26 protein-coding genes are annotated in these 24,612 nt (G+C 61.0%); 9 read left to right on the top strand and 17 right to left on the bottom strand.

Going from position 1 to position 24,612, the window contains the following annotated elements; genetic code table 11:
• The first annotated feature begins 140 nt into the window (after nt 1-140).
• Nucleotides 141-797 (top strand): histidinol-phosphatase, encoded by a 657-nt coding sequence (locus PF1751_RS26435; RefSeq protein ID WP_044288033.1) that lies wholly within the window; start codon nt 141-143, stop codon nt 795-797.
• A gap of 112 nt (nt 798-909) precedes the next feature.
• Here PF1751_RS26435 and PF1751_RS26440 read toward each other — a convergent pair whose 3' ends face one another.
• From PF1751_RS26440 to ilvA, 3 genes are read right to left on the bottom strand one after another with little or no spacing between them, the layout of a single operon-like run.
• Nucleotides 910-1,377 carry a DUF2269 family protein gene (locus tag PF1751_RS26440; RefSeq protein ID WP_010207302.1) on the bottom strand — a complete coding sequence of 156 codons (468 nt, stop codon included), beginning with the start codon at nt 1,375-1,377 and terminating at the stop codon, nt 910-912.
• Nucleotides 1,378-1,791: a DUF2269 family protein gene (locus PF1751_RS26445; protein WP_021492649.1), complete on the bottom strand. Its 414-nt coding sequence runs from the start codon at nt 1,789-1,791 to the stop codon at nt 1,378-1,380. It lies immediately after the preceding gene.
• Nucleotides 1,792-1,832: 41 nt separating this feature from the next.
• Nucleotides 1,833-3,347: a threonine ammonia-lyase, biosynthetic gene (gene ilvA / locus PF1751_RS26450; protein ID WP_010207306.1), complete on the bottom strand. Its 1,515-nt coding sequence runs from the start codon at nt 3,345-3,347 to the stop codon at nt 1,833-1,835.
• A 137-nt stretch (nt 3,348-3,484) separates the two neighbouring features.
• On the opposite strand from ilvA, the gene rpiA reads away from it, so the two are divergent.
• Nucleotides 3,485-4,156, top strand: coding sequence for a ribose-5-phosphate isomerase RpiA (gene rpiA, locus PF1751_RS26455; RefSeq protein ID WP_010207308.1), 672 nt, complete (start codon nt 3,485-3,487; stop codon nt 4,154-4,156).
• Between the two features lie 33 nt (nt 4,157-4,189).
• On the opposite strand, the gene PF1751_RS26460 is transcribed toward rpiA, so the two are convergent.
• The 4 genes from PF1751_RS26460 to PF1751_RS26475 all read right to left on the bottom strand — a co-directional run bounded on the left by PF1751_RS26460 (nt 4,190) and on the right by PF1751_RS26475 (nt 8,475).
• Nucleotides 4,190-5,104 carry an SdiA-regulated domain-containing protein gene (locus tag PF1751_RS26460; RefSeq protein ID WP_010207309.1) on the bottom strand — a complete coding sequence of 305 codons (915 nt, stop codon included), beginning with the start codon at nt 5,102-5,104 and terminating at the stop codon, nt 4,190-4,192.
• 120 nt (nt 5,105-5,224) lie between these two features.
• Nucleotides 5,225-6,151 carry an SdiA-regulated domain-containing protein gene (locus PF1751_RS26465; protein WP_010207310.1) on the bottom strand — a complete coding sequence of 309 codons (927 nt, stop codon included), beginning with the start codon at nt 6,149-6,151 and terminating at the stop codon, nt 5,225-5,227.
• Nucleotides 6,152-6,393: 242 nt separating this feature from the next.
• Entirely contained in the window at nt 6,394-7,059 is a 666-nt protein-coding gene (locus tag PF1751_RS26470; RefSeq protein ID WP_010207311.1) for a fumarylacetoacetate hydrolase family protein, read from the bottom strand.
• A gap of 21 nt (nt 7,060-7,080) precedes the next feature.
• Entirely contained in the window at nt 7,081-8,475 is a 1,395-nt protein-coding gene (locus PF1751_RS26475) for an FAD-binding oxidoreductase (RefSeq protein WP_010207312.1), read from the bottom strand.
• Between the two features lie 205 nt (nt 8,476-8,680).
• Here PF1751_RS26475 and serA point away from each other — a divergent pair, with 205 nt between their 5' ends.
• Nucleotides 8,681-9,910, top strand: coding sequence for a phosphoglycerate dehydrogenase (serA, locus tag PF1751_RS26480; RefSeq protein WP_003195214.1), 1,230 nt, complete (start codon nt 8,681-8,683; stop codon nt 9,908-9,910).
• 63 nt (nt 9,911-9,973) lie between these two features.
• Here the strand turns inward: serA and PF1751_RS26485 are convergent, their stop codons facing one another.
• A complete protein-coding gene (locus PF1751_RS26485; protein ID WP_010207318.1) occupies nt 9,974-10,414 on the bottom strand; it encodes a DUF4399 domain-containing protein in 441 nt (146 codons plus the stop codon).
• A gap of 134 nt (nt 10,415-10,548) precedes the next feature.
• On the opposite strand from PF1751_RS26485, the gene PF1751_RS26490 reads away from it, so the two are divergent.
• Entirely contained in the window at nt 10,549-11,043 is a 495-nt protein-coding gene (locus tag PF1751_RS26490) for a transporter substrate-binding domain-containing protein (RefSeq protein WP_010207320.1), read from the top strand.
• 37 nt (nt 11,044-11,080) lie between these two features.
• On the opposite strand, the gene PF1751_RS26495 is transcribed toward PF1751_RS26490, so the two are convergent.
• Both PF1751_RS26495 and PF1751_RS26500 read right to left on the bottom strand, forming a co-directional pair.
• Nucleotides 11,081-11,575 (bottom strand): 2-thiouracil desulfurase family protein, encoded by a 495-nt coding sequence (locus PF1751_RS26495; RefSeq protein ID WP_021492646.1) that lies wholly within the window; start codon nt 11,573-11,575, stop codon nt 11,081-11,083.
• Between the two features lie 2 nt (nt 11,576-11,577).
• Entirely contained in the window at nt 11,578-12,210 is a 633-nt protein-coding gene (locus PF1751_RS26500; protein ID WP_044288034.1) for a 2OG-Fe(II) oxygenase, read from the bottom strand.
• Between the two features lie 131 nt (nt 12,211-12,341).
• Between PF1751_RS26500 and PF1751_RS26505 the strand changes: the two genes are divergently transcribed.
• Nucleotides 12,342-13,094, top strand: a complete 753-nt coding sequence (locus PF1751_RS26505; RefSeq protein ID WP_021492644.1) for a DUF2059 domain-containing protein — start codon at nt 12,342-12,344, stop codon at nt 13,092-13,094.
• Nucleotides 13,095-13,114: 20 nt separating this feature from the next.
• On the opposite strand, the gene bipL is transcribed toward PF1751_RS26505, so the two are convergent.
• Nucleotides 13,115-14,041, bottom strand: coding sequence for a phospholipase BipL (gene bipL / locus PF1751_RS26510; protein WP_010207326.1), 927 nt, complete (start codon nt 14,039-14,041; stop codon nt 13,115-13,117).
• A gap of 99 nt (nt 14,042-14,140) precedes the next feature.
• On the opposite strand from bipL, the gene PF1751_RS26515 reads away from it, so the two are divergent.
• Nucleotides 14,141-14,716: a DUF6436 domain-containing protein gene (locus PF1751_RS26515; RefSeq protein WP_044288035.1), complete on the top strand. Its 576-nt coding sequence runs from the start codon at nt 14,141-14,143 to the stop codon at nt 14,714-14,716.
• A 30-nt stretch (nt 14,717-14,746) separates the two neighbouring features.
• Nucleotides 14,747-17,101 carry a penicillin acylase family protein gene (locus tag PF1751_RS26520; protein ID WP_044288037.1) on the top strand — a complete coding sequence of 785 codons (2,355 nt, stop codon included), beginning with the start codon at nt 14,747-14,749 and terminating at the stop codon, nt 17,099-17,101.
• Here PF1751_RS26520 and PF1751_RS26525 read toward each other — a convergent pair.
• Entirely contained in the window at nt 17,087-17,995 is a 909-nt protein-coding gene (locus PF1751_RS26525; RefSeq protein WP_010207329.1) for an AraC family transcriptional regulator, read from the bottom strand. The genes PF1751_RS26520 and PF1751_RS26525 overlap by 15 nt on opposite strands.
• Before the next feature lie 100 nt (nt 17,996-18,095).
• On the opposite strand from PF1751_RS26525, the gene PF1751_RS26530 reads away from it, so the two are divergent.
• On the top strand, nt 18,096-18,449 hold the full coding sequence (locus tag PF1751_RS26530) for a carboxymuconolactone decarboxylase family protein (protein WP_044288038.1): 354 nt from the start codon (nt 18,096-18,098) through the stop codon (nt 18,447-18,449).
• On the opposite strand, the gene PF1751_RS26535 is transcribed toward PF1751_RS26530, so the two are convergent.
• Nucleotides 18,427-19,392, bottom strand: a complete 966-nt coding sequence (locus tag PF1751_RS26535; protein ID WP_010207330.1) for a GlxA family transcriptional regulator — start codon at nt 19,390-19,392, stop codon at nt 18,427-18,429. The two genes, PF1751_RS26530 and PF1751_RS26535, sit on opposite strands and share 23 nt — an antisense overlap.
• A 256-nt stretch (nt 19,393-19,648) precedes the next feature.
• Here PF1751_RS26535 and PF1751_RS26540 point away from each other — a divergent pair, with 256 nt between their 5' ends.
• Nucleotides 19,649-20,290 carry an HD domain-containing protein gene (locus tag PF1751_RS26540; RefSeq protein WP_010207332.1) on the top strand — a complete coding sequence of 214 codons (642 nt, stop codon included), beginning with the start codon at nt 19,649-19,651 and terminating at the stop codon, nt 20,288-20,290.
• Nucleotides 20,291-20,413: 123 nt separating this feature from the next.
• Here the strand turns inward: PF1751_RS26540 and PF1751_RS26545 are convergent, their stop codons facing one another.
• The 4 genes from PF1751_RS26545 to PF1751_RS26560 all read right to left on the bottom strand — a co-directional run bounded on the left by PF1751_RS26545 (nt 20,414) and on the right by PF1751_RS26560 (nt 24,516).
• The gene (locus PF1751_RS26545) at nt 20,414-21,298 is read right to left on the bottom strand and encodes an ABC transporter permease subunit (RefSeq protein WP_010207334.1); all 885 of its coding nucleotides are present in this window, start codon (nt 21,296-21,298) and stop codon (nt 20,414-20,416) included.
• Entirely contained in the window at nt 21,295-22,215 is a 921-nt protein-coding gene (locus PF1751_RS26550; protein ID WP_010207335.1) for an ABC transporter permease subunit, read from the bottom strand. Before PF1751_RS26550 ends, PF1751_RS26545 begins: the two co-directional genes overlap by 4 nt.
• On the bottom strand, nt 22,212-23,354 hold the full coding sequence (locus tag PF1751_RS26555; protein WP_010207336.1) for an ABC transporter ATP-binding protein: 1,143 nt from the start codon (nt 23,352-23,354) through the stop codon (nt 22,212-22,214). The genes PF1751_RS26550 and PF1751_RS26555 overlap by 4 nt, the downstream gene beginning before the upstream one ends.
• A gap of 67 nt (nt 23,355-23,421) precedes the next feature.
• A complete protein-coding gene (locus tag PF1751_RS26560) occupies nt 23,422-24,516 on the bottom strand; it encodes a polyamine ABC transporter substrate-binding protein (protein WP_010207338.1) in 1,095 nt (364 codons plus the stop codon).
• Nucleotides 24,517-24,612 lie beyond the last annotated feature (96 nt).

Below are 24,612 nucleotides of genomic sequence, written 5' to 3' on the forward strand. Positions count from 1 at the left end.
AACAACCTCGCAAACGCATGTCGCCGCATTGTTCCACAAAGGTTGATGAAGCGGCAACGAGGCTTCTTACCTTATGTGCACTCTTGTGAAAAGACCGTATTCTGGACGCCTTTTTACAGACTTTTCAGCGAGTAACTGCAATGCGCCTGGCTTTATTCGACTTGGACAACACCCTCCTCGGCGGTGACAGCGACCACGCCTGGGGCGATTACCTCTGTGAACGTGGGATTCTCGACTCGGTTGCCTACAAGGCCCGCAACGACGAGTTCTACCAGGATTACCTGGCCGGCAAGCTGGACAACGCTGCCTACCTGAACTTTTGCCTGGAAATCCTCGGCCGCACCGAGATGGCCCAGTTGGAAGAGTGGCACAACGACTATATGCGTGACTGCATCGAGCCGATCCTGCTGCCGCTGGCCACTGAACTGCTGGCCAAACACCGCGCCGCCGGTGACAAGCTGGTGATCATCACCGCCACCAACCGTTTCGTCACCGCGCCGATTGCCGCACGCTTGGGCGTGGAAACCCTGATCGCCACCGAATGCGAGATGGAAAACGGCCGCTACACTGGCCGCAGCACTGACGTGCCGTGCTTTCGCGAGGGCAAGGTGACGCGCTTGAATCGTTGGCTGGAAGAAACCGGGTACAGCCTGGAAGGCAGCTACTTCTACAGTGACTCGATGAATGATTTACCGCTGCTGGAGCAAGTGACTCATCCAGTGGCAGTGGATCCGGATCCGAATTTGCGGGCTGAGGCCGAGAAGCGTGGCTGGCCGGTGATTACCCTGCGCAGCTGATGACGCCTTCGCGAGCAAGCCCGCTCCCCCATTTTGACCGCATTCTCATGCTGGAACTCGGTCAAGTGTGGGAGCTGGCGTGCCTGCGATGAAGTCGACACGGTCCCAAGCCCTACATAGGCTTGGCGACCATCAAGTAGAAAATCGCCACAAACGCGAGAAACGCCGGCCACCCCAGGCCAAACCACCAGCGCATGTACGTCGCGGCCTTGATCGGCATTGCCGTACCCTCCCGCAACGCCTGCTCCGCCATCTTGTGTACGCGAATCTGCAACCACACCACCGGCAGCCAGCAGATCCCCGCCAACCCATACAAGCCGAACGTCCATTGCAGCCAGCTCTGCTGCAGCGACCAGCCCGCCAGGTACATCAAGCCGATGCCACTCAACGGCTGGAACACCGCCGTGGTCGCGGTAAACGCCCAGTCGGCGAATACCAGGTGCTTGAAGGTCACGGCGATCACTTCCACGTTGCCAGTGCGCCAAGCGCGCAGCGCGTAGTAAGCCGAGCCCGCGCCCAGCCCGAACAGGATCGTCGACGATAGGATATGCAGGGTTTTCAGCAGCAGGTAAGCGCTCATCTAAACGGGTTTGGCGCCCATCAACCCGGCAATCGCCACGAACCCCACCAGGCTGACCACCGCCAGCACCAGCGTGAAGTTCAAGCTACCACCCTCGCCTTTGCGCAGGCGATTGAGCCGCGCCACCAGCCAGAACCAGGCCAGCGCCGCCACGCTGTAGAGGATGCTGGAGCCCAGGATCCAGGTCTGCCCCAGCGGCCAACCGATCAGGTGCACCAGCCACCAGCCGGTAAACGGCATGCTCACCACACACACGCCCATCAACAACCAGACGAACGCCCACGGGCGCTGCACGGTCACTGCCGGGCCGGCGCTGCGTTTGCGCCAGGCGAGCAATGCCAGGCCCAGGCCGCTGAGCAGCAGCAATACCGTGGCCGCGATGTGGATAACTTTCAGGGTGGTCAGCGTTTCCATGTCTCGTCTTCCTTAAAGGCCGCCCCAATCAGCGTAGTCGCTCAACCGAGGAACAGTGTGTAGGCCGGGTTATCGCTCTCATCCCAGTACGGATAGCCGATGGCTTCCAGGGCCGCCGGCACCAGGTGACGCTCGTCCGCCGGCACTTGCAGCCCAGCGACCACACGACCGTCGGCCGCGCCGTGGTTGCGATAGTGGAACATCGATATGTTCCAGCGCCCGCCCAATTTGTTAAGAAAGTTGAACAAGGCCCCCGGACGCTCCGGGAATTCGAAGCGAAACACCACTTCATTACTGACGTGGGCTGCATGGCCACCGACCATATGGCGGATGTGCAACTTGGCCAGCTCGTTCTCGGTCAGGTCCAGCACGGGGAAACCCTGGCGGGTGAGACTGGCGATCAGCGCGCTGCGCGGGTCGTTTTCCGGGTGGGTCTGCACGCCGACAAAGATGTGTGCTTCGCTGCCGGAGTGAAAGCGGTAGTTGAATTCGGTGATCTGGCGCTTGCCCACGGCCTCGCAGAACGCCTTGAAGCTACCGGGCCTCTCGGGAATGGTCACGGCGATGATGGCTTCGCGGCCCTCACCCAGCTCCGCGCGCTCGGCCACATGGCGCAAGCGGTCGAAGTTGACGTTGGCGCCGGAGTCGATCGCCACCAGGGTCTGCCCGGTGACGCCACGGGTCTCGACGTACTTCTTGATCCCGGCCACGCCCAATGCCCCTGCCGGCTCGGTGATCGAACGGGTGTCATCGTAGATGTCCTTGATCGCCGCACAGATTTCATCGGTGCTCACGGTGATCACTTCATCCACATAGTCCTTGCAGATGTCGAAGGTGTGCTGGCCGATCTGCGCCACCGCCACGCCATCGGCAAAGATGCCGACGGTCGGCAACACCACGCGCTCGCCCGCCGCCAGGGCGGCTTGCAGGCAATTGGAATCGTCTGGCTCCACGCCGATGATCTTGATATCCGGGCGCAGGTACTTCACATACGCCGCAATACCGGCGATCAGCCCACCACCGCCCACCGGGACGAAAATCGCGTCCAAAGGCCCTGGATGCTGACGCAGGATTTCCATCGCCACGGTGCCCTGCCCGGCAATGGTGTGTGGATCGTCGTAGGGGTGGATGTAGACGTAGCCTTTTTCGTCGACCAGTTTCAGCGAGTAGGCCAGGGCTTCCGGGAAGGAATCACCATGCAGCACCACTTTGCCGCCACGCGAACGCACGCCTTCGACCTTGATCTCAGGCGTGGTCTTGGGCATCACGATGGTGGCCTTGACCCCCAGCACCTTGGCGGCCAGGGCGAGGCCCTGGGCATGGTTGCCGGCCGACGCTGTGACCACGCCGCGCGCACGCTCTTCAGCGGTCAATTGGGTCAGCTTGTTATAGGCGCCGCGAATCTTGAACGAGAACACCGGCTGCAAGTCTTCACGCTTGAGCCAGACCTGGTTGCCCAGCCGCTCGGAGAGCTGACGGGCGGTCTGCAACGGGGTTTCTACGGCAACGTCGTAAACGCGCGAGGTGAGGATCTTTTTGACGTACTGTTCAAGCATCGGCGGATATCACTGGGCGGGTTGGGCAGGGCCAAGGAGTCTAACCCAGCGTTTGGGCGGGCGACCACACGAATCCAGAGGTTTTGTTGGGTTATACTCGCGCCCCTCGATAACTCCCCGCCCGTTCCGGAGCCCGCATGACCCAGGATCAACTCAAACAGGCAGTGGCCCAGGCCGCTGTCGATTTAATCCTTCCTAAACTCGACGACAAGAGCATCGTCGGTGTCGGCACCGGCTCCACCGCCAACTGCTTTATCGATGCGCTGGCCCAGCACAAGGGCGCATTCGACGGCGCCGTGGCCAGCTCCGAAGCCACCGCCGCACGCCTGAAGGGCCATGGCATTCCGGTGTACGAGCTCAACACCGTGAGCGACCTGGAGTTCTACATCGACGGCGCCGATGAAAGCGACGAACACCTGAACCTGATCAAGGGCGGCGGCGCGGCCCTGACCCGCGAGAAGATCGTCGCAGCCGTGGCCAAGACCTTTATCTGCATCGCCGATGCCAGCAAGCTGGTGCCGGTGCTCGGCGCGTTCCCGCTGCCGGTGGAAGTGATTCCGATGGCCCGCAGCCACGTGGCCCGCGAGCTGGTGAAACTGGGCGGCGACCCGGTGTACCGCGAAGGTGTCTTGACCGACAACGGCAACATCATCCTCGACGTGTTCAACATGCAGATCACCAACCCGGTCGAGCTGGAAACTCAGATCAACGCGATCGTCGGCGTGGTCACCAACGGCTTGTTCGCGGCGCGCCCGGCCGATGTGTTGCTGCTGGGCACCCCCGAAGGCGTGAAAACCCTCAAGGCCTAAGCAAGCCGGCTCCACATTGGTTCAGCCGTGTGTTCAGGAACTCGGTTTTTTGAACACATAGAACAGGTTCGGCTCGCTGACGAGGTACAACGCGCCCTCGTCATCCATGGCGATCCCTTCGGCCTGCGGAACCCGCTTCTTCAGGCCATGGCGCCCGTTCAGCAGTGACAGACTGCTCAACGGGCGACCGTCGATATCCAGTTCCAGCACCAGAAACGACTCATCAGACAGCGCCAGCAAATGGCCGCTGCGCTCGTCATATTGCAGGCTCGACAGGTCGCGCACAAACAGTCCGGCGTCACGCTTGGGGTTGTTGATCACGTGTACCGAGTAGGTTTTTTCCGGTTTGAAGTGGGGAAAGCCGTGAACCTCGTAGATCAACATCGGGTCGCGCTCCTTGGCCACGAACAGGCGCTTGCCCACCGAATCGTAGGCCAGGCCTTCAAAGCCCTTGTTGCCACCGACGTGCACGCCCAGGGTCATTTGCTCGGCATCGGCGGCGTCGAGGAACTGAGTGTCGTCGTTCACATGCACCTTGATCAGCCGCTGCTGGCGTTCATCGCTGATGACATAAATGTTGTCGCTGATGAACTCCACGGCTTCGGCATCGCCAAACCCCACCAAGGGAATACGCCGCAGAATCTTGCCCTCCAAGGACAGCTCGATCAGCTCGGCGTTTTTGTTAGTGACGGTGAACAGGCTTTTGCGTACCGGATCGTAGGTCAAGGCCGACACATCGTCATCAAGGCCCTCGATTACCTGAGCCTCCAGCGCCACCCGGTAATCCGCCAGGCCGATGGAACGCTCATTAGTCGGCTGGCGCCACGCCTGCCAGTTGAACCAGGCGCGCTCGAACAGGCGAAAATGCTGTGCAACGACCCCGGCGCTGACCAGGGCGATCAATGCAAGCGTGAAGAAGAGGGGTTTGGGGCGGGCTAGTCGTCGCATCGGGCGGGCTCAAAGTCAAAAGTGGCGAATGAATATCACGCCCGTCTGAATTTAAACTTAAACACGCCCTGATGTCTGGCGAATGCCGCTCATAGAGAAACATCCGACGTAATTGATCCGCTATTTCTGCTTTTCGAAGCGATAGAACAGATTGGGCTCACTGACCATGTACAGCGTGCCGTCCTCGTCCATGGTCACCCCTTCGGCACGGGGAATCGTGTCTTTCAGGCCATTGAAGCCACCAAGCAACGTCATGAAACTGACTTGCTCGCCCTTCTCGTCCAGCTCCAGCAACAGATGGGAGTCGGCCGACAACGCCAGCAGATGCCCGGTGCGCGGGTCGACAGCGAGTGCGGAGAGGTTACGCATGTCCAGCTCGCTGGTGACCTGTTTCACCTTGTTGCCCGTCAGGGTCTGGCTGCCGTCGCTTTTCCAGGTAAACAATGCCGGTGGACGCTCTTCACCCAGCACCAACTGCTGGTTGCGCTTGTCCCAAGTGATGGCTTCAAAGGCTTTGTTCTGGTCCTTGGACGGGCCCAGGTCATAGCTCTGGAAGTCGGCCTTGTTCAGCGCCGTGGTAGCGGCGTCGACCTTGACGATGGTCAGGCTGTGCTGGCGCTCATCGACCACGGCCATCAGGCCGTTTTCCAGCACCGTCAGCCCTTCGGGGTTGTTCCAGCCATTGAGCGGCATCTTGCGCAGCACATCGCCTTGCAGGGTCAGCTCGACCAGGAACGGATTTTTGCCCATGACGGAGAACAGGGTCTTGGTCTGGGGGTTGTAGGCCAGGTCCGAGGCTTCGTCCTTCTCCATGCCCGGCAGCAACTTGGCGTCGATGACCGCGTGATAGTCCGGCAGCCATACGCTTTCCTGGCGTTCGGCCGGCGTTTCAAAACGCTCCAGCATCCACAGCACGCCGCGATCATCCCAGTGCATGGCCCAGGCGATGCCATACACAATGGCCCCGGCGAGAAACAGCCATGAATACCAGCGCAGGGCAAAACGGGAACGCAACTTGGGGGTGACGGTAGGCAGGGGCACGGCCATTGGGCACTTTATCCGGGAAATCAGCGTTAGGTGATAGCACAGGTTCAGCGGAACCGCGCGCTCAAGCCTGAAGGATTATCCGGATGGCGTGTGAAAAAAATGCAAAAGCACGCAATGGGCGGCTGCACATAAACCCTGTGGGCGTCGAGCTTGCCCGCGATGCAGACGACGCGGCGTGTCAGTGACACCCCGCCGATACTATCGCAGGCAGCCAGCTCCCACAGTTGAGCGGTGTGCTGCGTTTAACGCACGCTGCTTTCGAAGCGGTTCACACCTGACAACTCCAACACCAGCTCATCGCCCACATTCAGCGGGCCCACACCGGCCGGGGTGCCCGTGAGGATCACATCGCCTGCCTGCAGAGAGAAGCAGCCGGCCATGTGCTGGATCATCGGGACGATCGGGTTGAGCATCTGCGCGCTGTTGCCATCCTGGCGCACTTCGCCATTGATGCTCAGGCGGATGCCGATGTCGGTCACGTCCGGGAAGGTGCTGCCCACCACGAACGGTGCGATAACGGCCGCACCGTCAAAGGACTTGGCGATTTCCCACGGCAGGCCCTTGGCTTTCAGCTCGGCCTGCTTGTCGCGCAGGGTCAGGTCCAAGGCTGGAGCGAAGCCGGAGATGGCGTCGAGCACTTCCTCGCGGCTGGGCTTGGTCGACAGTGGCTTGCCGATCAATACCGCGATTTCCGCTTCGTAATGCACCGAACCGCGTTCGGTCGGGATGCTGAAACCGCCTTCCAGCGGCACCACGCAGCTGCCTGGCTTGATGAACAGCAGCGGCTCGGTCGGGACCGGGTTGTCCAGTTCCTTGGCATGTTCGGCGTAGTTACGCCCGATACACACCACTTTGCCGACTGGAAAGTGGATGTTGGTGCCGTCGACATACTTGTGCTGGTAGTTCATGGAACGACTCCTTCAAGGCGATTAAACAGCGAAGATCTTGCCAGGGTTCATGATTCCGTTCGGGTCGAACACGGCTTTCACTGCCTTCATGTATTCGATTTCAACCGGCGAGCGGCTGTAAGTCAGGTAGTCACGTTTGGTCATGCCCACACCATGTTCGGCGGAGATCGAACCGTTGTACTTTTCGACGGTTTCAAAAACCCACTTGTTCACGGTGGCGCATTTGGCGAAGAACTCATCCTTGCTCAGGTTTTCCGGCTTGAGGATGTTCAAGTGCAGGTTGCCGTCGCCGATGTGGCCAAACCAGACGATTTCGAAGTCGGGGTAGTGTTCACCGACGATCGCGTCAATTTCCTTCAAAAACGCCGGCACTTTGGAGACAGTCACCGAGATATCGTTCTTGTACGGGGTCCAGTGGGAAATGGTCTCGGAGATGTACTCGCGCAGTTTCCACAGGTTGTGCAGTTGGGTTTCGCTCTGGCTCATCACGCCGTCCAGCACCCAGCCCTGCTCCACGCAATGTTCGAAGGTTTCCAGCGCGTGGTTGGCGACTTCTTCGGTGGTGGCTTCGAATTCCAGCAGCGCGTAGAACGGGCACTCGGTTTCGAACGGCGCCGGCACGTCGCCACGGCCCATGACCTTGGCCAAGGCCTTGTCGGAGAAGAATTCGAAGGCGGTCAGGTCCAGCTTGCTCTGAAAGGCGTGCAACACCGGCATGATCGAGTCGAAGTCGGTCGTGCCCAGCACCATCGCGGTGAGGTTTTTCGGCGCGCGGTCCAGGCGCATAGTGGCTTCGACCACAAAGCCCAGGGTGCCTTCCGCGCCGATGAACAGCTGGCGCATGTCGTAGCCGGTGGCGTTCTTGATCAGGTCGCGGTTCAACTCCAGCACGTCGCCCTTGCCGGTGACGACTTTCATGCCGGCTACCCAGTTGCGGGTCATGCCGTAGCGAATCACCTTGATCCCGCCGGCATTGGTGCCGATATTGCCGCCAATCTGGCTGGAACCGGACGACGCGAAGTCCACCGGGTAGTACAGGCCGTTTTCTTCAGCGACGTTCTGCAATTGCTTGGTAACCACCCCCGGCTGGCACACGGCGGTGCGGTCGGTAAGGTTCACGTCGAGGATCTGGTTCATATAGTCGAACGACACGACCACCTCGCCATTGGCCGCCACAGCAGCGGCCGACAAGCCGGTACGCCCGCCCGATGGCACCAACGCCACCTTGTGGGTATTGGCCCAACGCACGATGGCCTGGACCTGCTCAGTGGTCTTGGGAAACACGATGGCGGTCGGCGCGGGTGCGAAGTGCTTGGTCCAATCCTTGCCGTAAGCCTCCAGGGAGTCAGCATCGGTCAGCACTTTGCCGGGCTCAACCAGGGTCTTTAGCTCATCAATCAGGGCAGGATGGGTCATCGACAGAACTCTCGAACAATTCATGGTCATCCTGAGAACGCTTCACGTCGCAGGAATAGGTGTTTAGCGGGGCGCGTATGCTAGCATACCGCCCCCGCAGGACAGAGCCCAAGGGCGTTTCTGCGGTGACGGCTTTCCTGCCGTCCGGGTCAGCTTGTGCTGCTCGATTCCCTGCCATTTTTCTCCGGGATACAGGTTTACGCAGATGAGCAAGACTTCTCTCGATAAGAGCAAGATCAAGTTCCTTCTTCTGGAAGGCGTCCACCCATCGGCTGTCGACGTTCTGAAAGCCGCCGGGTACACCAGCATTGAGTACATCACCAGTTCTCTGCCGGAAGCCCAACTCAAGGAAAAGATCGCCGACGCGCACTTTATCGGCATTCGCTCCCGCACTCAGCTGACCGAAGAGATCTTCGATCACGCCAAGAAACTCGTGGCGGTCGGCTGTTTCTGCATCGGCACCAACCAGGTCGACCTCAACGCAGCGCGCGAGCGCGGCATCGCGGTGTTCAACGCACCGTACTCCAACACCCGTTCCGTTGCGGAGCTGGTATTGGCCGAGGCCATCCTGCTGTTGCGCGGCATTCCTGAGAAGAACGCTTCCTGCCACCGTGGCGGCTGGATCAAAAGCGCAGCCAACTCCTTCGAAATCCGCGGCAAGAAGCTGGGTATCGTCGGTTACGGCTCGATCGGTACTCAGCTGTCGGTCCTGGCTGAAGGCCTCGGCATGCAGGTGTTCTTCTACGACACCCTGACCAAGCTGCCATTGGGCAACGCCACTCAAGTGGCCAGCCTGACCGAGCTGCTGGGCATGTCCGACATCGTGACCCTGCACGTTCCGGAAACCGCTGAGACCCAGTGGATGATCGGCGAGAAGGAAATCCGCGCCATCAAGAAAGGCGGCATCCTGATCAACGCTGCCCGTGGCACCGTGGTCGAGCTGGACGCCCTGGCCGACGCGATCAAGGACAAGCACCTGATCGGCGCCGCTATCGACGTGTTCCCGGTGGAGCCTCGCTCCAACGACGACATCTTCGAAAGCCCGCTGCGTGGCCTGGACAACGTGATCCTGACCCCGCACATCGGCGGCTCCACCGCTGAAGCCCAGGCCAACATCGGCCTGGAAGTGTCGGAGAAGCTGGTCAAGTACAGCGACAACGGTACCTCGGTGTCGTCCGTGAACTTCCCGGAAGTGGCCCTGCCGGCTCACCCTGGTAAGCACCGTCTGCTGCACATCCACCAGAACATCCCTGGCGTGATGATGGAGATCAACAAGGTCTTCGCGGAAAACGGCATCAACATCTCCGGTCAGTTCCTGCAGACCAACGAGAAGGTCGGCTACGTGGTGATCGACGTCGATGCCGAGTACTCGGACTTGGCGCAAGAGAAACTGCAGCACATCAACGGCACCATCCGTAGCCGCGTGTTGTTCTAACGCTTCAACCGCACCACGAAAAAGGGAGCCCCTCGGGCTCCCTTTTTTGCATCTGAACAAATCTTACTTAACGTTAACCGTGATCACTTTCGAGGCTACAGTCGGGTTGAACTGCATGTGCAATTTGTCGCCGGCGACCAGCTGCAAGGTGTGTTTGCCTGGGGTGAGGGTCAGTTCGGTTTCAGTCTGGGCCTTGCCGTAGTGGATCACGGTGTCGGTGGCCGGGATCGGCACGCTGGCGTCAGGCAGGGCTTTCTGGTCGACCAGCAGGTGGTGATGACCGGTGCCGGGTTCCTGGTCAGTGGCCGGGGCCAGTTTCAGGCCTTCCATGCCGAATTTGACAGTGAAGGTCTTGTCGACGGTGGCGCCGTCTTTTGGCGACACGATAAATACTTTGGCGCCTTCAGGTGGCGCGCTGCGCGGGATACCGTCGGCGGCTGTGGCCAGCATGGAAGCACCCAACAGCAGGGAGGTCAGGGTTGCACGGGACAAAAGGGCTTTCATTCGCTTCTCCAGTTTTTCTGTGAAATCTGTAGGGTTATGACAACTTCGCGACAAATTGCTGTCCAAGGCACTCAACACCATAGCAAAGCGATGCTGAACGGCGCCTCGCACATTAAAAATCTCTAGGAGTGACCATGCGCTTTTCGCCTGGCCTGTTACTGCTGCTGCCCCTTCTGAGCCCCTTGGCTCATGCCGAACTGATCGATGATGTATTCGACCGTGGCGAACTGCGCATTGCCCTTGAAGCCAACACCCCGCCGTTCAACTTCAAGGAAGGCGACAAACTCACCGGCTTCGAAGTGGAGTTGGGTGAACAACTGGCTAAAGAGATGGACGTGCGCCCGTCATTTATTACCACCGATGACGCTGACCTGCTGCCGGGCGTGGAAACCGGCAAGTACGACGTGGCCATCAACCATATCGCTATGACTGCCGAGTTGCAGGATCGGTTCGATTTCAGTGAGCCTTACAGCGAGAAGCCTGAGCTGGCGATTCCGTTCCAGAAGGGCAATCCGGCGTTCAAGGCGAGTTTGGATAAGGCGCTGGGGCGTGTGAAGGCCGATGGCCGATTGAAGGCGTTGGCGCAGAAGTGGTTTGAAGACGAGAAGCCCGTCGCCAAGGCGCAGTAATTTTTCGGATTTGATTCGGTCAGCTCCCACATTTGATCTATACAGGTTTCGTTAGCTGCGTCAGAGCCGCTGCCGCCTCGGGCAACTCCAACTCACTGAACACCTGCACACCATGCTGCTTGAGCAACGCCGCCGTCACGCCCTCGCCTGTCACCTTCACGCCGCTGAACGTGCCGTCGTAGGTGTGCAGGTTGCCGCACGACGGGCTATTGGCCTTGAGCACGGCGATGCGGATGTTGTGGCACTGCACCAGCGCCAGGGCCTGGCGAGCACCGTCAAGGAACGCGGCGCTGAAATCTTCGCCCTCGGCGGTCAGCACCTGGGCGCGGCCCTCCCAGACATCCACACCTTGCCCGCCGGGTATTTCGGCAGCGGGTCGGGGCGTCGGCAAACCACCTGATACTTCCGGGCAGATCGCAACCACACGCCCCTCGGCCTGCCACGCGGCCAACGGATCGAACGGCCCGCTGGCCCCGCCGTCGTAGCGAACCTTGTGCCCCAGCAGGCAACGGCTGACCAGAATCTTTTCCATGTTTAAAACGGCTCGTTGCCCCGCCGACGAAACCACCCTGTCAGGGACAGGCGTTCGCGCGTGGCGGGCATGACTTCATGGGGCACCTCGCCCGACAGGAACACCACCAGGCAACCGCCGGTGGGCACCACATCGTATTCGACGCCGTCCTTGAGGTACATGCGCAATTGGCCGCCATGTTCGGGCAGCCAGGCGTCGTTCAAGTAAATCACCGCCGAGACCATGCGTCGGTCATCGTCGCGGAAGCGGTCCAGGTGCTTGAGGTAAAACGCCCCTGGCGGGTACATCGCGAAGTGGCTTTCGAAATCTTCCAGGCCCAGGAAAAGGCTGCGGTTCATCGCCAGGCGCAGGCTGTCCATCAGCGCCATATAGGTGTCGCAGACCGCCGCGTCACCGTCCTCCAGCCACTGGATATGATCACCGCGAATACCTTCGCGAATCTCCTGGGCCGGGCCACGCCCCACCGCCGCCGGGGCCAGCTCACCCTCTGCCGCACGTTTACGGCACTCAGCCGCCAGTTCCAGTGTCAGAGCCTGGGGCAGGAAGCCGTTCTGCCGGGACCAGCCCTTCTCGGCCAGGTCGTCGACAATACGTTGCAGCAAGGGGTGATCGAGGGGTATTTGCATGGCGCGCATAGTATCCATACGCCTGTGAATCCGACAGAGCCGCCGGGCGTCTGAATACACTTTAGTCAGGTGACTGATAGGACTTCTCGACAAATCCTACGCCCGACACGGACAATAGTGGCCGACTGACAGGAGTCCATATGCGTCGTTTGTTTTTTTCCTTGCTGATGTTCTGCGTTTTGCCCGCCTGGGCAGACGGCCATGACCAGTTGTACAAGGTCGCCGGCTGGGCCGAACAACGTGCGCATTTTAATGACGCTCTCAATGCTGCCCAGCAACGCTACCGCAACAGCCTGCCGCCAGCGGTGTACCAGGCGCTGGTGGACAACAGCAATAAACGCTTCGCCGCCCAGGCCGTGGACCAGCGCGCTGAAGCGCAATTGCGCAAGAACCTCGCAGACCCCAAGCCTGCCCTGGCGTTTTTTCAATCGCCCCTGGGCCGCAAGATTGTCGCCGCCGAGCTGCTCGCCACCCGTCGCGACCAACTGGCGAAGAACGCCCAGGGCCTGCCGAAAATCGAAGCCGACGCTACTCGCAGCCTGATCATCGGTCATCTGGCCCAGGCCCTGCCGGCCCGTGAAGCAGGCGCGGAAGTCAGCCTGGCGATTGCCGGTGTGGCGGCCGATAGCCTGAGCCAGATGATTCCCGGCCTGTTGGGGGGTGGACAAGCCCAAGGCATGCTGAACGGCCAGCGCGAGCGGTTGATGCAGCAGATCGACAAGGATCTGAACAACACGCTGCTGTATGTCTACCGGGATTTGTCCGACCCAGAGCTGGAAGAGTTCGCGACGTTTGCCGAGTCCCCGGAGGGCAAAGCGTATTACCAAGCCGCCCTTGCAGCCATTCGCGCCGGCTTGGCGGTCGGCCAGAGCACCTCAAGCCTGACGCCGTAGCCCGTTCCCGCATTTACACCTTATGACGTCAGGTGATCCGTCAGGTACTTAAAGTACTCATCGCGAATCTGCGGAATCTCATTCGCCAAATGATGCCTGCCACGCGGCAGCATCAACACCTCGGGCTGGTCGAACTTGCCGCGCAACACTTGCAGGTTGTGCTGCCAGTCCACCGTCATGTCTTCCTCACCCTGAACGATCACCGGCCGCCGGGCACTGCGCGGTGCGGCTTCGATGCGTTTGATCCAGCGCGCCAGGGCGCCCACCCAGGCGGTAGGCAATTGGCGCGGCTGCAGCGGGTCGGCTTCCAGGAACGGCTTGAACGCCGGGTCGTTAGTGTTCTCGCTGAATCGCCGTGCGATGCCTTTGACGAACGGGCGCAGCAGGTAATAGCTGACCTGCGACCATCCCCAGGCACGTGGCCGCACCAGGGGTGACAGCAGGAAGGTCTTGCCCTGGGCAGGGCTGTCGGCGCCATGGTTGAGCAGATGATCCACCACCACCGCACCGCCGGTACTTTGCCCAAACAGGTGCCAGGGTTGCGGCAGTTGCAGGGCTTGCGCCTGGGCAAACAGCGCCTGCAACACCTGTTGATACACCGCAAAATCATCGATGCTGGCACGCACGCCACTGGACAGACCGTGCCCCGGCAAATCGCAGGCGATCACCACGAAGCCCTGGTCAAGCGCCCACTTCAGCACATGGCGATACAGCCCCATGTGGTCGTAGAAACCGTGGAACATGAACATCGTCGCCACCGGCGTGGGCGGCCACCACACTTGCGCCACCACCTCAAATCCATCCACCTCGAAGCGCCCCAGGCGGCTCACGGCCTGGTCCAGCCCGTAGAAACGCTGATAGACCCGCGCCTCGGCTGAAAGCGGTTGCGCATCCACCAGGGGTCGCAAGCTTTCGCGCAGATGATCAGGGTCAAAGGTAACGGGCATAAAGGCTTCCAGACTTGCGGCAAAGATGAATATCGAGCTGCGATATTCATCTGTCAGGACAAGCATGGCAAGCTACGCGACCTTCGAGGATACATCTGAATGCGACAGCCCTACCGCACCGCCTTATTTGCCAGCCTGATCCTGATTATCTGCGCCGGCATGCTGTGGGCGGCGTATGACTGGTTCCAGGGCCGCTACCTGCGTGCCTTCAGCGAGCACACGGCGGTGTTTTCCGGCGACCCATTGAAGTTGCCTGCCAACCTCGCCGGCCCCGGCCCGATCCGCCTGGTGCACTTCTGGGACCCGGCCTGCCCGTGCAACGTCGGCAACCAGCAGCACCTGAGCGAATTGATCGAGCAATACGCGCCCCAGGGGGTCGAGTTCTACGCCCTGCAAAAACCCGGCAGCCACGGCCAATTGCCCGACAACCTGCGCACGATGAAAACCCTCACCGCCCTTCCCGGCGCCGAGCAGGTGCCGGCCAGCCCGGCCGTAGGCATCTGGGATCGCAGCGGCAAGCTCGCGTATTTCGGGCCCTACAGCGAAGGCCTCACGTGTAATTCCAGCAACAGTTTTATTGAGCCGATCTTGAAGGCCCTTGAAACAGGACGTGAGGTAAATGCCACGCACACCCTGGCGGTGGGCTGCTATTGTTCGTGGCCAAAAGGCTCTTAAATCGCCCCCCACTCTTGGTAAGGAATGTTCATGAAGCGCGTCTTGCGGGTTCTCGCGGTTCTTGTCGTGCTGGTCGCCCTCGGTGCCGGTTGGTACGTGTACAGCAAGCAGCCCACCCGCCAGGGCACGGTCACACTGGCCAACCTGCAAGGCTCGGTCACGGTGCGTTACGACGACCGTGGCGTGCCGCACATTCAAGCCGAGAACGAGACCGACCTGTACCGCGCCCTGGGCTATGTGCACGCCCAGGACCGGCTGTTCCAGATGGAGATCATGCGGCGCCTGGCCCGTGGCGAGCTGGCCGAGGTGCTTGGGCCCAAGGTGCTGGACACCGACAAGCTGTTTCGCAGCCTGCGCATTCGCGACCGCGCGGCCACTTATGTAGCGCAACTTGACCATGAGTCGGCGCACTGGAAGGCCCTGCAAGCCTATCTGGACGGGATCAACCAATATCAGGACGGCCACGCCCGCCCCATGGAGTTCGACGTGCTGGGCATCCCCAAGCGGCCGTTTACCGCTGAGGACACCATCAGCGTCGCCGGGTATATGGCCTACAGCTTTGCCGCAGCGTTTCGTACCGAGCCGGTGCTGACTTACATCCGCGACCAACTGGGCAGCGATTACCTGAAAGTCTTCGACCTGGACTGGCAGCCCAAGGGCGCCCTCAACCTCGCCGCCAGCGATTGGCAGACCCTCGGCGCCATTGCCTCCCTGAGCGAACAGGCCCTGGCCGACAACGGCCTGCCGCAGTTCGAAGGCAGCAACGCCTGGGCCATCAGCGGCAACCGCACCAAAAGCGGCAAACCGTTGCTGGCGGGTGACCCGCACATCCGTTTCTCGGTGCCATCGGTGTGGTACGAGGCGCAGCTGTCGGCGCCGGGTTTCGAGCTGTATGGCTATCACAACGCACTGGTGCCGGTGGCGTTTCTGGGGCACAACCTGGATTTCGGCTGGAGCCTGACCATGTTCCAGAACGATGACCTCGACCTGATCGCCGAGAAGGTCAACCCCGATGACCCCAACCAAGTCTGGTACCACGACCAGTGGGTCGACATGACCCGCACCGAACAACAGATCGCCGTGAAGGGCCAGGCGCCGGTGACGCTGACCCTGCGCCAGTCACCCCACGGCCCGATCATCAATGACGTGCTGGGCGAGAACGCCGGCAAGACACCGATTGCCATGTGGTGGGCATTCCTCGATACCCAGAACCCGATCCTTGAAGGTTTCTACCAGCTCAACCGCGCCGACACCCTGGTGAAGGCCCGTGCGGCAGCAGCCAAGGTGTCTGCGCCGGGGCTGAACATCGTGTGGGCCAATACCAAGGGCGATATCGGCTGGTGGGCGGCGGCGCAGTTGCCGATTCGTCCAGCCGGGGTCAACGCCGGTTTTATACTCGACGGCAGCACCGCCCAGGCCGACAAGCTGGGCTTCTACCCCTTCAGCGCCAACCCCCAGGAAGAAAACCCGGTACGCGGTTACGTGGTGTCGGCCAACGCCCAGCCCGTCTCGCCGACTGGCCTGGAGATCCCCGGTTACTACAACCTCGCCGACCGTGGTCAGCAGTTGAACGCGCAATTGAGCGACAAGAGCGTGAAGTGGGATGTAAACAACAGCCAGGCCTTGCAGCTCGGCACCACCACCGCCTTCGGCCCGCGCCTGCTGGCGCCGCTGTTGCCGGTGCTGCGCGAGGCGGTCAAGGACCCGGCGCAACTGAAACTGGTGGAGCAGCTTGCAAGCTGGAAGGGTGACTATCCGCTGGACTCCACCAGCGCCACCCTGTTCAACCAGTTCCTGTTCAACCTGGCCGACGCTGCCTTCCACCCGAAGCTCGGCGACAATCTGTTCAAGACCCTGCTCGGCACCCGCGTGATCGACGCCGCCCTCCCACGCCTGGCCGCCGCGCCGGATTCACCATGGTGGGACGGCAAGCGCGCCGAAACCGTCAAGCTTGCCTGGGACAACAGCCTCGCGCACCTAAAGGCCACCTTTGGCGATGACCCGAGCCAATGGCAGTGGGGCAAGGCCCATACCCTGACCCACGGCCACCCACTGGGCTCGCAGAAACCGTTGGACCTGATCGTCAATGTTGGCCCGTTCCCGGCGCCAGGCACCCACGAAGTGCCGAACAACCAATCGGCCAATATCGGTCCGGCACCGTGGCCCGTTACCTACGGACCTTCGACTCGCCGCTTGATCGATTTCGCCGATGTAGCACACGCATTGACCATCAACCCGGTCGGCCAAAGCGGCGTGCCATTTGACCGACACTATGGCGACCAGGCGGAAACCTACATCGAGGGCGGCTACGAACAGGCGCACTTCACCGATGAGGAAGTGACCGCCAACACCCGTGGCATCCTCAAGCTGCTACCCGCCCGATGAACGCAGGCGCCCCGGCGCCTCGCCATAGGTCTCTTTGAATTTCTTGCTGAACGCCGCCTGGGACTGGTAGCCCACCTGGGTGGCGATATCCAGCAGGCTCAGGTGCGACTGGCGCAACAGGTTGAAGGCCAGCTCCATGCGCAACTGCGTCAACAGCCCCCACGGCGACACGCCCGCCACCTTCACGAACGCCCGCATGAAGGTGGCGCGTGACATCGTCGCGGCAGCCGCCAGGCTGTCGATGGTCCACTCATGCCCCGGATCGGCCAGCATGGCTTGCCAGGCCTTGCTCAGGCGCTTGTCGACGAGCAACGCGAAGGTGCCGGCAACAGGTGTCTGGCGGGCCAGCCAGGTGCGCAGGATCAGGGTGAACAGCGCCGATGACAACGCATCGATAAAGGAGCGCGCGCCCAGTTGCTGGCCGTCCGCCTCGCTGCGCAATAACGCGATCAACGCCGCCAGTTGGCCGTCGCCCTGCCACTCTCGGCTGGACACCACCAGGTACTCCGGCAACGCGCCGAGCAGCAGTGACTGGCGGTTGTAGTGGAAGCTGCCACACAGCATGTCCAAGTCCGGTCGGTCACCGCCCAGGCGGTGCACTTTGAGTACGCCGCCTTCAATCACCTTGGGTTGTACCGGCCGAATCCGCGCGCCCTGACTGCGCAACAAGTGAGTGGCACCGCCAGGCATCAGCAGGATGTCACCCTCCTCCAGCGTCACGTGCTGCCCGCCGGACAACTCGGCACGACAGGTGCCGCTGAGCACGATGTGGTAAGGCGCCACGCCGAGGCTCTCCGGCGGGTGGTCCAGCGCCCATTCCCCTTGAAACTGACACCGTAAATCCAGACTGCCGCGCAGGTTGGCCAGCGCGATGAGCGTGTCGATCGAATTCATTTGCGAGCATCGGTCAAAAAGATGAGCGGATTGAACAATAACGCCGCCCCCGAACGGAAGAGACTGGTTCCACACCAACCCTCGTTCAGGAGTTACCGCAATGTTCAATAACTGGTCCGACTTGCTGCCTACCGTGAAGAAAGCCTTTGGCGCGCTGGGCAAGAGCAACCCGAAGATGGTCAAAGCCTACATGGCGCTGGGCGAGGCTGCCGAGGAAAACAACGTGCTCGACGCCAAGACCCGTGAACTGATTTCCATCGCCGTGGCCATCACCACTCGCTGCGATGGCTGCATCGGTGTGCATGCGGATGCTGCGATCAAGGCCGGTGCCACCCGTGAAGAAGTCGCCGCAACACTGGCCACCGCCATCTCGCTGAATGCGGGTGCGGCATATATCTACTCGTTGCGCGCGCTGGAAGCCTACGACACGTTCAAACCGGCGCCGCAAAATTAAGCCGGAACTGTTGCGGCGTGACGCCCAGCCTGCGGTTGAACACACTGCGCATGTGCTGGGCGTCGCGAAAGCCGCATTGATAGGCGACGGTCTTGAGCGGCGCGCGGCTGCTTTCGAGCATGACCCGCGCCGCGTCAACCCGCGCCCGTTCGACAAATTCCGCCGGTGTGATCCGCGCCTCACGGGCAAACACCCGAGAGAAATTGCGCGCGCTCATATTGGCCGCCTTGGCCAGGTCGGCAATGGTCAAATCCCCGGTGAGGTTCGCCAACACGTACAGCTGCACCAGCGCCACTGCCGAGGTGGTTTCGGCGTGGGGCGTGAGAAACGGGCTGAACTGCGACTGCCCGCCCGACCGCTGGGTAAACACCACCAGGCGCTTGGCCACGCTCAGTGCGACTTCCGGGCCGTGGTCCTGAGCCAGCAGATACAGCGACAGATCGATGCCCGCCGTGACCCCGGCCGATGTGTAGAGGTTGCCGTCCTGCACGTAGAGGCGGTCGGCGTCGACCTGGGCCGTGGGGCACAGGCGCGCCAGATCGGCCGCGTCATTCCAATGGGTGGTGACGGTTTTGCCATCCAACAGCCCGGCGCGCGCCAGCATGAAGGCGCCGTTGCAGATCGAGCCGAAGCGTTGCGCGCGAGCAGTGGCGCTGCGCAGCCAGTCATCAAATTCGGCACCGAAGTCTTCGAACGGCAACTGCGGGCCGCCGGCGACCAGCAATAGGTCATAGGCTTGCAAGGCCTCGCTGTAATGCCGATGGGCCTGCAATGACAGGCCGTTGGAGGCCGCCATGCTGCCGTGGCCCAGACCGATGACGTCCAGTTGGTAATGATCCTGCGGCGACAGAAAACGATTGGCCTCGCAGAACACATCCAGGGGGCCGGTCACGTCCAGCGACTGGACGCCAGGAAAGATCAGAATGGCGACGGTTTTATGCATGGGTAACCCTTTATATCCGGGCGGACGCAAACCCTGTGGGAGCCGGGCTTGCCCGCGATGCTGGCGACTCGGTCCATCAGGTATACCGAGGTGACGCTATCGCAGCAATGCGGCGATCCGACAAGCCAGCTCCCACATGTGAGCGTGCCTGGCGCTGGCACGATGTGACGGCACATTGGCCGACATCGCTCCCTCGCCGCGATAGCCCCCTGACTGGCGCGCGACCAGACTGGGGACTTTACAGAGGAGAACACCCATGAGCACCACCATCGCCGGCATCCAGATCCCGGACAGCGCCCTGGCCAAAGCCACCACCGAATACATCCGCGACGTCGAATCGGACCTGCTCTACCACCACTCCCGCCGGGTCTTTCTGTTCGGCGCCTTGAGCGGCGAACGCAAGCAACTCGCCTACAACCCGGAGTTGCTCTACGTCGGCGCGATGTTCCACGACCTGGGCCTGGTCGAAGGTCATCGCAGTGACAACGAGCGCTTCGAAGTCGACGGTGCCAACGCCGCCGCTGCCTTCCTCAAGCCTTACGGGCTGAGCGATGACGATATCGAACAGGTGTGGCTATCCATCGCCCTGCACACCACGCCGGGCGTGCCGCAGCATCTGCGCCCGACCGTGGCGCTGGTGACGGCCGGTGTGGAAATGGACGTGCTGGGCATGGACTACGCCGCGTTTTCAACCGTGCAGCGCGAAGCCGTGGTGCATGCGCACCCACGCGGTGAAGGGTTCAAGGAGTGCATTATCTGCGCCTTTGCCGACGGCTTGCGCCATCGCCCGCAGACCACGTTTGGCAACGTGAAGACGGATGTCTTGGTGGATCAGGAGCCGGGGTTCAAGCCGATGAATTTTGTCGAGGTCATCCGCACATCCCCCTGGACGGCTTAATCAGCCTGAAACGCAATCAAATGTGGGAGCGGGCTTGCTCGCGAATGCGTTGGATCAGTCGATACATCTGGTGACTGATACACCGTATTCGCGAGCAAGCCCGCTCCCACAGTTTGATCCGGATCAGACCGGTGCAGGCGCCCGGCGCTTGTCCGGCTGTTTCCAGCCATCTGCCGCCGCTTCTTCAATCGCTTGCTGGATGGCTTTCTTGCGGTGTTCTTCGGCACGACGGCTGAAGAACCACACCAGGAAGGTCACCAGCGACACTGCCAACAGAATCAGGCTGGCCACGGCGTTGATCTCAGGCTTAACCCCAAGGCGCACCGCCGAGAACACTTCCATCGGCAGGGTGGTCGACCCCGGACCCGACACGAAACTCGCCAGCACTAGGTCATCCAGGGACAGTGCGAACGACATCATGCCGCCCGCCGCCAACGATGGCGCGATCATCGGGATGGTGATCAGGAAGAACACCTTCCACGGCCGCGCCCCCAGGTCCATCGCCGCCTCTTCGATCGACAGGTCCAGCTCACGCAGGCGCGCCGACACCACCACCGCCACATACGCCGCACAGAACGTGGTGTGGGCGATCCAGATGGTGACGATGCCACGCTCCTGGGGCCAACCGATCATCTGTGCCATGGCCACGAACAGCAGCAACAGCGACAGACCGGTGATCACTTCCGGCATTACCAACGGCGCGGTCACCAGGCCGCCGAACAGCGTGCGGCCCTTGAACTGGCTGATGCGCGTCAGCACGAAGGCCGCCAACGTACCCAACGCCACTGCGGCCACCGCCGTGTAGCAGGCAATTTCCAGGGAGCGCGCCACCGAGCCCATCAACTGGGTATTGTCCAGCAGGCCTACGTACCACTTGATCGACCAACCGCCCCACACCGTCACCAGCTTGGATTCGTTGAACGAGTAGATCACCAGGATCAGCATCGGCAGGTAGATAAACAACAACCCCGCCACCAGCATGAAACTCGAGAAACTGAAGCGCTTCATATCTTGCCCTCCATCTCTTTGGCTTGGCTGCGGTTGAACAGGATGATCGGCACGATCAGGATCGCCAGCATCACCACCGCCAGGGCAGAGGCCACCGGCCAGTCACGGTTGTTGAAGAATTCTTGCCACAACACTTTACCGATCATCAGGGTTTCCGGGCCGCCCAGCAGTTCCGGGATCACGAACTCGCCCACCACCGGGATGAACACCAGCATGCAGCCGGCGATGATGCCATTCTTGGACAGCGGCACGGTGATCTTCCAGAAGCTGTTGAAGGTGCTCGAACCCAGGTCGGATGCGGCTTCCAACAGGCTCTGATCGTGCTTCACCAGGTTGGCGTACAGCGGCAGGATCATGAACGGCAGGTACGAATAGACCACGCCGATGTACACCGCGATGTTGGTGTTGAGGATCTGCAGCGGTTCGTTGATCAACCCCATGGACATCAGGAAGCCATTGAGCAGGCCGTTATTGCTGAGAATGCCCATCCACGCATACACGCGGATCAGGATCGCGGTCCAGGTCGGCATCATGATCAGCAGCACCAGCACGGTCTGCATCTCTTTGCGCGCACTGGCAATGGCGTAGGCCATCGGGTAACCGATCAGCAGGCACAGCAGCGTGCTGAAGAACGCCATTTTCAGCGAGCCCAGGTACGCGGCGATGTACAACTCGTCGTCGCCGAGCATCGCGTAGTTGCCCAGGTTGAGCACCAACTGCAGTTTCTGCTCAACGAACGTGTAGATCTCGGTGTACGGCGGAATCGCGACGTCGGCTTCGGCAAAACTGATCTTCAGGACGATGAAGAACGGCAGCATGAAGAACAGGAACAGCCACAGGAAGGGAATGCCAATGACCGCATGACGGCCACTGGGCGTTATTCGTTGCAGGCGGCGCTTGAGCTTCTTCATGTTCATGAGCGAAGTACCACGCCGCTGTCGTCTTCCCACCACACGTAGACCTGGTCACCCCAGGTCGGCCGCTGCCCACGACGCTCGGCGTTGGCAACGAAGGACTGCACCAGTTTGCCGCTCGGCAGCTCCACGTAGAACACCGAGTGGCCGCCCAGGTAGGCGATGTCGTGCACCTTGCCGCTGGACCAGTTGTGCTCGCAGGTCGGCATTTCGGTGGTGACCAGCAGTTTTTCCGGGCGAATCGCGTAGGTCACCGACTTGTCTTCCACCGAAGTGGCGATGCCGTAGCCCACGTAGATGTCGCGGTCCAGGTCCGGGCACTTGAGCACCGCGTGGCCTTCGGCGTCATCGACCACTTGGGTGTCGAAGATGTTGACGTTGCCGATGAACTCGCACACCAGACGGCTGGTTGGCGTTTCGTAGATGTCGATCGGGCTGCCGATCTGGGCGATCCAGCCCAGGTGCATGATCGCAATGCGCTCGGCCATGGTCATGGCCTCTTCCTGGTCGTGGGTCACCATCACGCAGGTCACGCCGACGCGCTCGATGATTTCCACCAGTTCCAGCTGCATCTGCGAACGCAGCTTCTTGTCGAGAGCGCCCATGGGCTCATCGAGCAGCAACAGTTTCGGGCGCTTGGCCAGGGAACGGGCCAGGGCCACACGCTGACGCTGACCGCCGGACAACTGGTGCGGCTTGCGCTTGGCGTACTGGCTCATCTGCACCAGCTTGAGCATCTCGGCCACGCGGGCGTCGATCTCGGCCTTGGGGATCTTGTCCTGTTGCAGGCCGAAGGCGATGTTCTGAGCCACGGTCATATGTGGGAACAAGGCGTAGGACTGGAACATCATGTTGATCGGCCGCTCGTAGGGCGGCATGTCTGTGATGTCTTCGCCGTCGAGGTAGATACGGCCCTCAGTCGGGCGCTCGAAACCGGCGAGCATGCGCAGCAAGGTGGACTTGCCCGAACCCGAACCGCCGAGCAGGGCGAAGATCTCGCCTTTCTTGATTTCCAGGGACACATCGTCCACGGCAATCGTCTCGTCGAACTTCTTCGTGACCCGGTCGATTTTGACCAGCACCTTCTTCGGTGTCTGGTCCCCTTCGAGGGCTTTCTTATAGGCGCCGGAGGCAACTGCCATTTACGAAACTCCCAGAAAAAAAGAGTGCAGAACGTCCAATACGGACGAACCTTGGATAGGTTGAGCCTTACTTGCCCGTCTTGACCTTGGTCCAGCTACGGGTCATCAAACGTTGCACTTTCGGGGGTAGCTCGAAGTTGACGAATGTCCTGTCGAGTACCGCCTGCGGTGGGTAAACCGCCTCGTCCGTGCGTATCGATTGCTCCATCAGCTTGTCCGCCCCTGGGTTAGGGTTGGCGTAACCGACGTAATCACTGACCTGGGCGATCACCTCAGGTTGCAGCAAATAGTTGATGAAGGCGTGGGCCTCTTTGACGTTGGTGGCATCCTTGGGGATGGCCAGCACGTCGAACCACAGGTTGCCGCCTTCTTTCGGAATCGTGTAGGCGATGTTCACGCCCTTGCCGGCCTCCGCCGCGCGGGCCTTGGCCTGGAACACATCGCCGGAGAAACCTGCCGCCACGCAGATGTTGCCGTTGGCCAGGTCCGAAATGTATTTGGAAGAATGGAAGTAGGTCACGTACGGCCGCACTTTCAGCAGCTTCTCTTCGGCCTTCTTGTAATCGTCCGGGTTCGTACTGTTAGGGTTCAGGCCCATGTAATTGAGCACCGCCGGCAGCATTTCATCCGCCGAGTCCATGAACGACACACCGCAGGTCGCCAGCTTCTTCATGTTCTCCGGCTCGAACAGCACGGCCCAGGAATCGATATGGTCGACGCCCAGCACTTCCTTCACTTTATCGACGTTGTAGCCGATGCCATTGGTGCCCCACAGGTACGGCACGGCGTACTGGTTGCCGGGGTCATTCTTTTCCAGGCGTTTGAGCAGCGCCGGGTCGAGGTTGGCGTAATTCGTCAGCAATGACTTGTCGAGTTTCTGGAACGCCCCGGCCTTGATCTGCTTGCCCAGGAAGTGGTTGGACGGCACCACCACGTCGTAACCGGTACGCCCGGCCAGCAGCTTGCCTTCCAGGGTTTCGTTGGAATCAAACACGTCATACACAGGCTTGATGCCGCTGGCCTTTTCGAAGTTGGCCAGGGTGTCGGTGCCGATGTAATCCGACCAGTTATAAATATGCACAGTCGGTGCGGCCTGCACGCTCAACGTCAGCGTGATACCTGCACCCACCAGCATGGCTTTGCGAAATAAAGAAATTGGCAAGTGGAGGTCCTCTTAAATAGTTGGGCCCAAAGTTGTTGCCCGGCAACAAAACCGGCGCGCAACTTACCCTCGATAAACCGATCCGGCAAAACTTTC

Origin of the sequence: Pseudomonas simiae, assembly GCF_000934565.1 — a bacterium.
Taxonomy (GTDB): Bacteria; Pseudomonadota; Gammaproteobacteria; order Pseudomonadales; family Pseudomonadaceae; genus Aquipseudomonas; species Aquipseudomonas simiae.

Excerpts from the sequence above, each read along its gene's own strand:
- PF1751_RS26435 (WP_044288033.1), top strand. The coding sequence starts at position 141 with ATGCGCCTGGCTTTATTCGACTTGGACAACACCCTCCTCGGCGGTGAC.
- PF1751_RS26440 (WP_010207302.1), bottom strand. The coding sequence starts at position 1,377 with ATGAGCGCTTACCTGCTGCTGAAAACCCTGCATATCCTATCGTCGACG.
- PF1751_RS26445 (WP_021492649.1), bottom strand. The coding sequence starts at position 1,791 with ATGGAAACGCTGACCACCCTGAAAGTTATCCACATCGCGGCCACGGTA.
- ilvA (WP_010207306.1), bottom strand. The coding sequence starts at position 3,347 with ATGCTTGAACAGTACGTCAAAAAGATCCTCACCTCGCGCGTTTACGAC.
- rpiA (WP_010207308.1), top strand. The coding sequence starts at position 3,485 with ATGACCCAGGATCAACTCAAACAGGCAGTGGCCCAGGCCGCTGTCGAT.
- PF1751_RS26460 (WP_010207309.1), bottom strand. The coding sequence starts at position 5,104 with ATGCGACGACTAGCCCGCCCCAAACCCCTCTTCTTCACGCTTGCATTG.
- PF1751_RS26465 (WP_010207310.1), bottom strand. The coding sequence starts at position 6,151 with ATGGCCGTGCCCCTGCCTACCGTCACCCCCAAGTTGCGTTCCCGTTTT.
- PF1751_RS26470 (WP_010207311.1), bottom strand. The coding sequence starts at position 7,059 with ATGAACTACCAGCACAAGTATGTCGACGGCACCAACATCCACTTTCCA.
- PF1751_RS26475 (WP_010207312.1), bottom strand. The coding sequence starts at position 8,475 with ATGACCCATCCTGCCCTGATTGATGAGCTAAAGACCCTGGTTGAGCCC.
- serA (WP_003195214.1), top strand. The coding sequence starts at position 8,681 with ATGAGCAAGACTTCTCTCGATAAGAGCAAGATCAAGTTCCTTCTTCTG.
- PF1751_RS26485 (WP_010207318.1), bottom strand. The coding sequence starts at position 10,414 with ATGAAAGCCCTTTTGTCCCGTGCAACCCTGACCTCCCTGCTGTTGGGT.
- PF1751_RS26490 (WP_010207320.1), top strand. The coding sequence starts at position 10,549 with ATGCGCTTTTCGCCTGGCCTGTTACTGCTGCTGCCCCTTCTGAGCCCC.
- PF1751_RS26495 (WP_021492646.1), bottom strand. The coding sequence starts at position 11,575 with ATGGAAAAGATTCTGGTCAGCCGTTGCCTGCTGGGGCACAAGGTTCGC.
- PF1751_RS26500 (WP_044288034.1), bottom strand. The coding sequence starts at position 12,210 with ATGCGCGCCATGCAAATACCCCTCGATCACCCCTTGCTGCAACGTATT.
- PF1751_RS26505 (WP_021492644.1), top strand. The coding sequence starts at position 12,342 with ATGCGTCGTTTGTTTTTTTCCTTGCTGATGTTCTGCGTTTTGCCCGCC.
- bipL (WP_010207326.1), bottom strand. The coding sequence starts at position 14,041 with ATGCCCGTTACCTTTGACCCTGATCATCTGCGCGAAAGCTTGCGACCC.
- PF1751_RS26515 (WP_044288035.1), top strand. The coding sequence starts at position 14,141 with ATGCGACAGCCCTACCGCACCGCCTTATTTGCCAGCCTGATCCTGATT.
- PF1751_RS26520 (WP_044288037.1), top strand. The coding sequence starts at position 14,747 with ATGAAGCGCGTCTTGCGGGTTCTCGCGGTTCTTGTCGTGCTGGTCGCC.
- PF1751_RS26525 (WP_010207329.1), bottom strand. The coding sequence starts at position 17,995 with ATGAATTCGATCGACACGCTCATCGCGCTGGCCAACCTGCGCGGCAGT.
- PF1751_RS26530 (WP_044288038.1), top strand. The coding sequence starts at position 18,096 with ATGTTCAATAACTGGTCCGACTTGCTGCCTACCGTGAAGAAAGCCTTT.
- PF1751_RS26535 (WP_010207330.1), bottom strand. The coding sequence starts at position 19,392 with ATGCATAAAACCGTCGCCATTCTGATCTTTCCTGGCGTCCAGTCGCTG.
- PF1751_RS26540 (WP_010207332.1), top strand. The coding sequence starts at position 19,649 with ATGAGCACCACCATCGCCGGCATCCAGATCCCGGACAGCGCCCTGGCC.
- PF1751_RS26545 (WP_010207334.1), bottom strand. The coding sequence starts at position 21,298 with ATGAAGCGCTTCAGTTTCTCGAGTTTCATGCTGGTGGCGGGGTTGTTG.
- PF1751_RS26550 (WP_010207335.1), bottom strand. The coding sequence starts at position 22,215 with ATGAACATGAAGAAGCTCAAGCGCCGCCTGCAACGAATAACGCCCAGT.
- PF1751_RS26555 (WP_010207336.1), bottom strand. The coding sequence starts at position 23,354 with ATGGCAGTTGCCTCCGGCGCCTATAAGAAAGCCCTCGAAGGGGACCAG.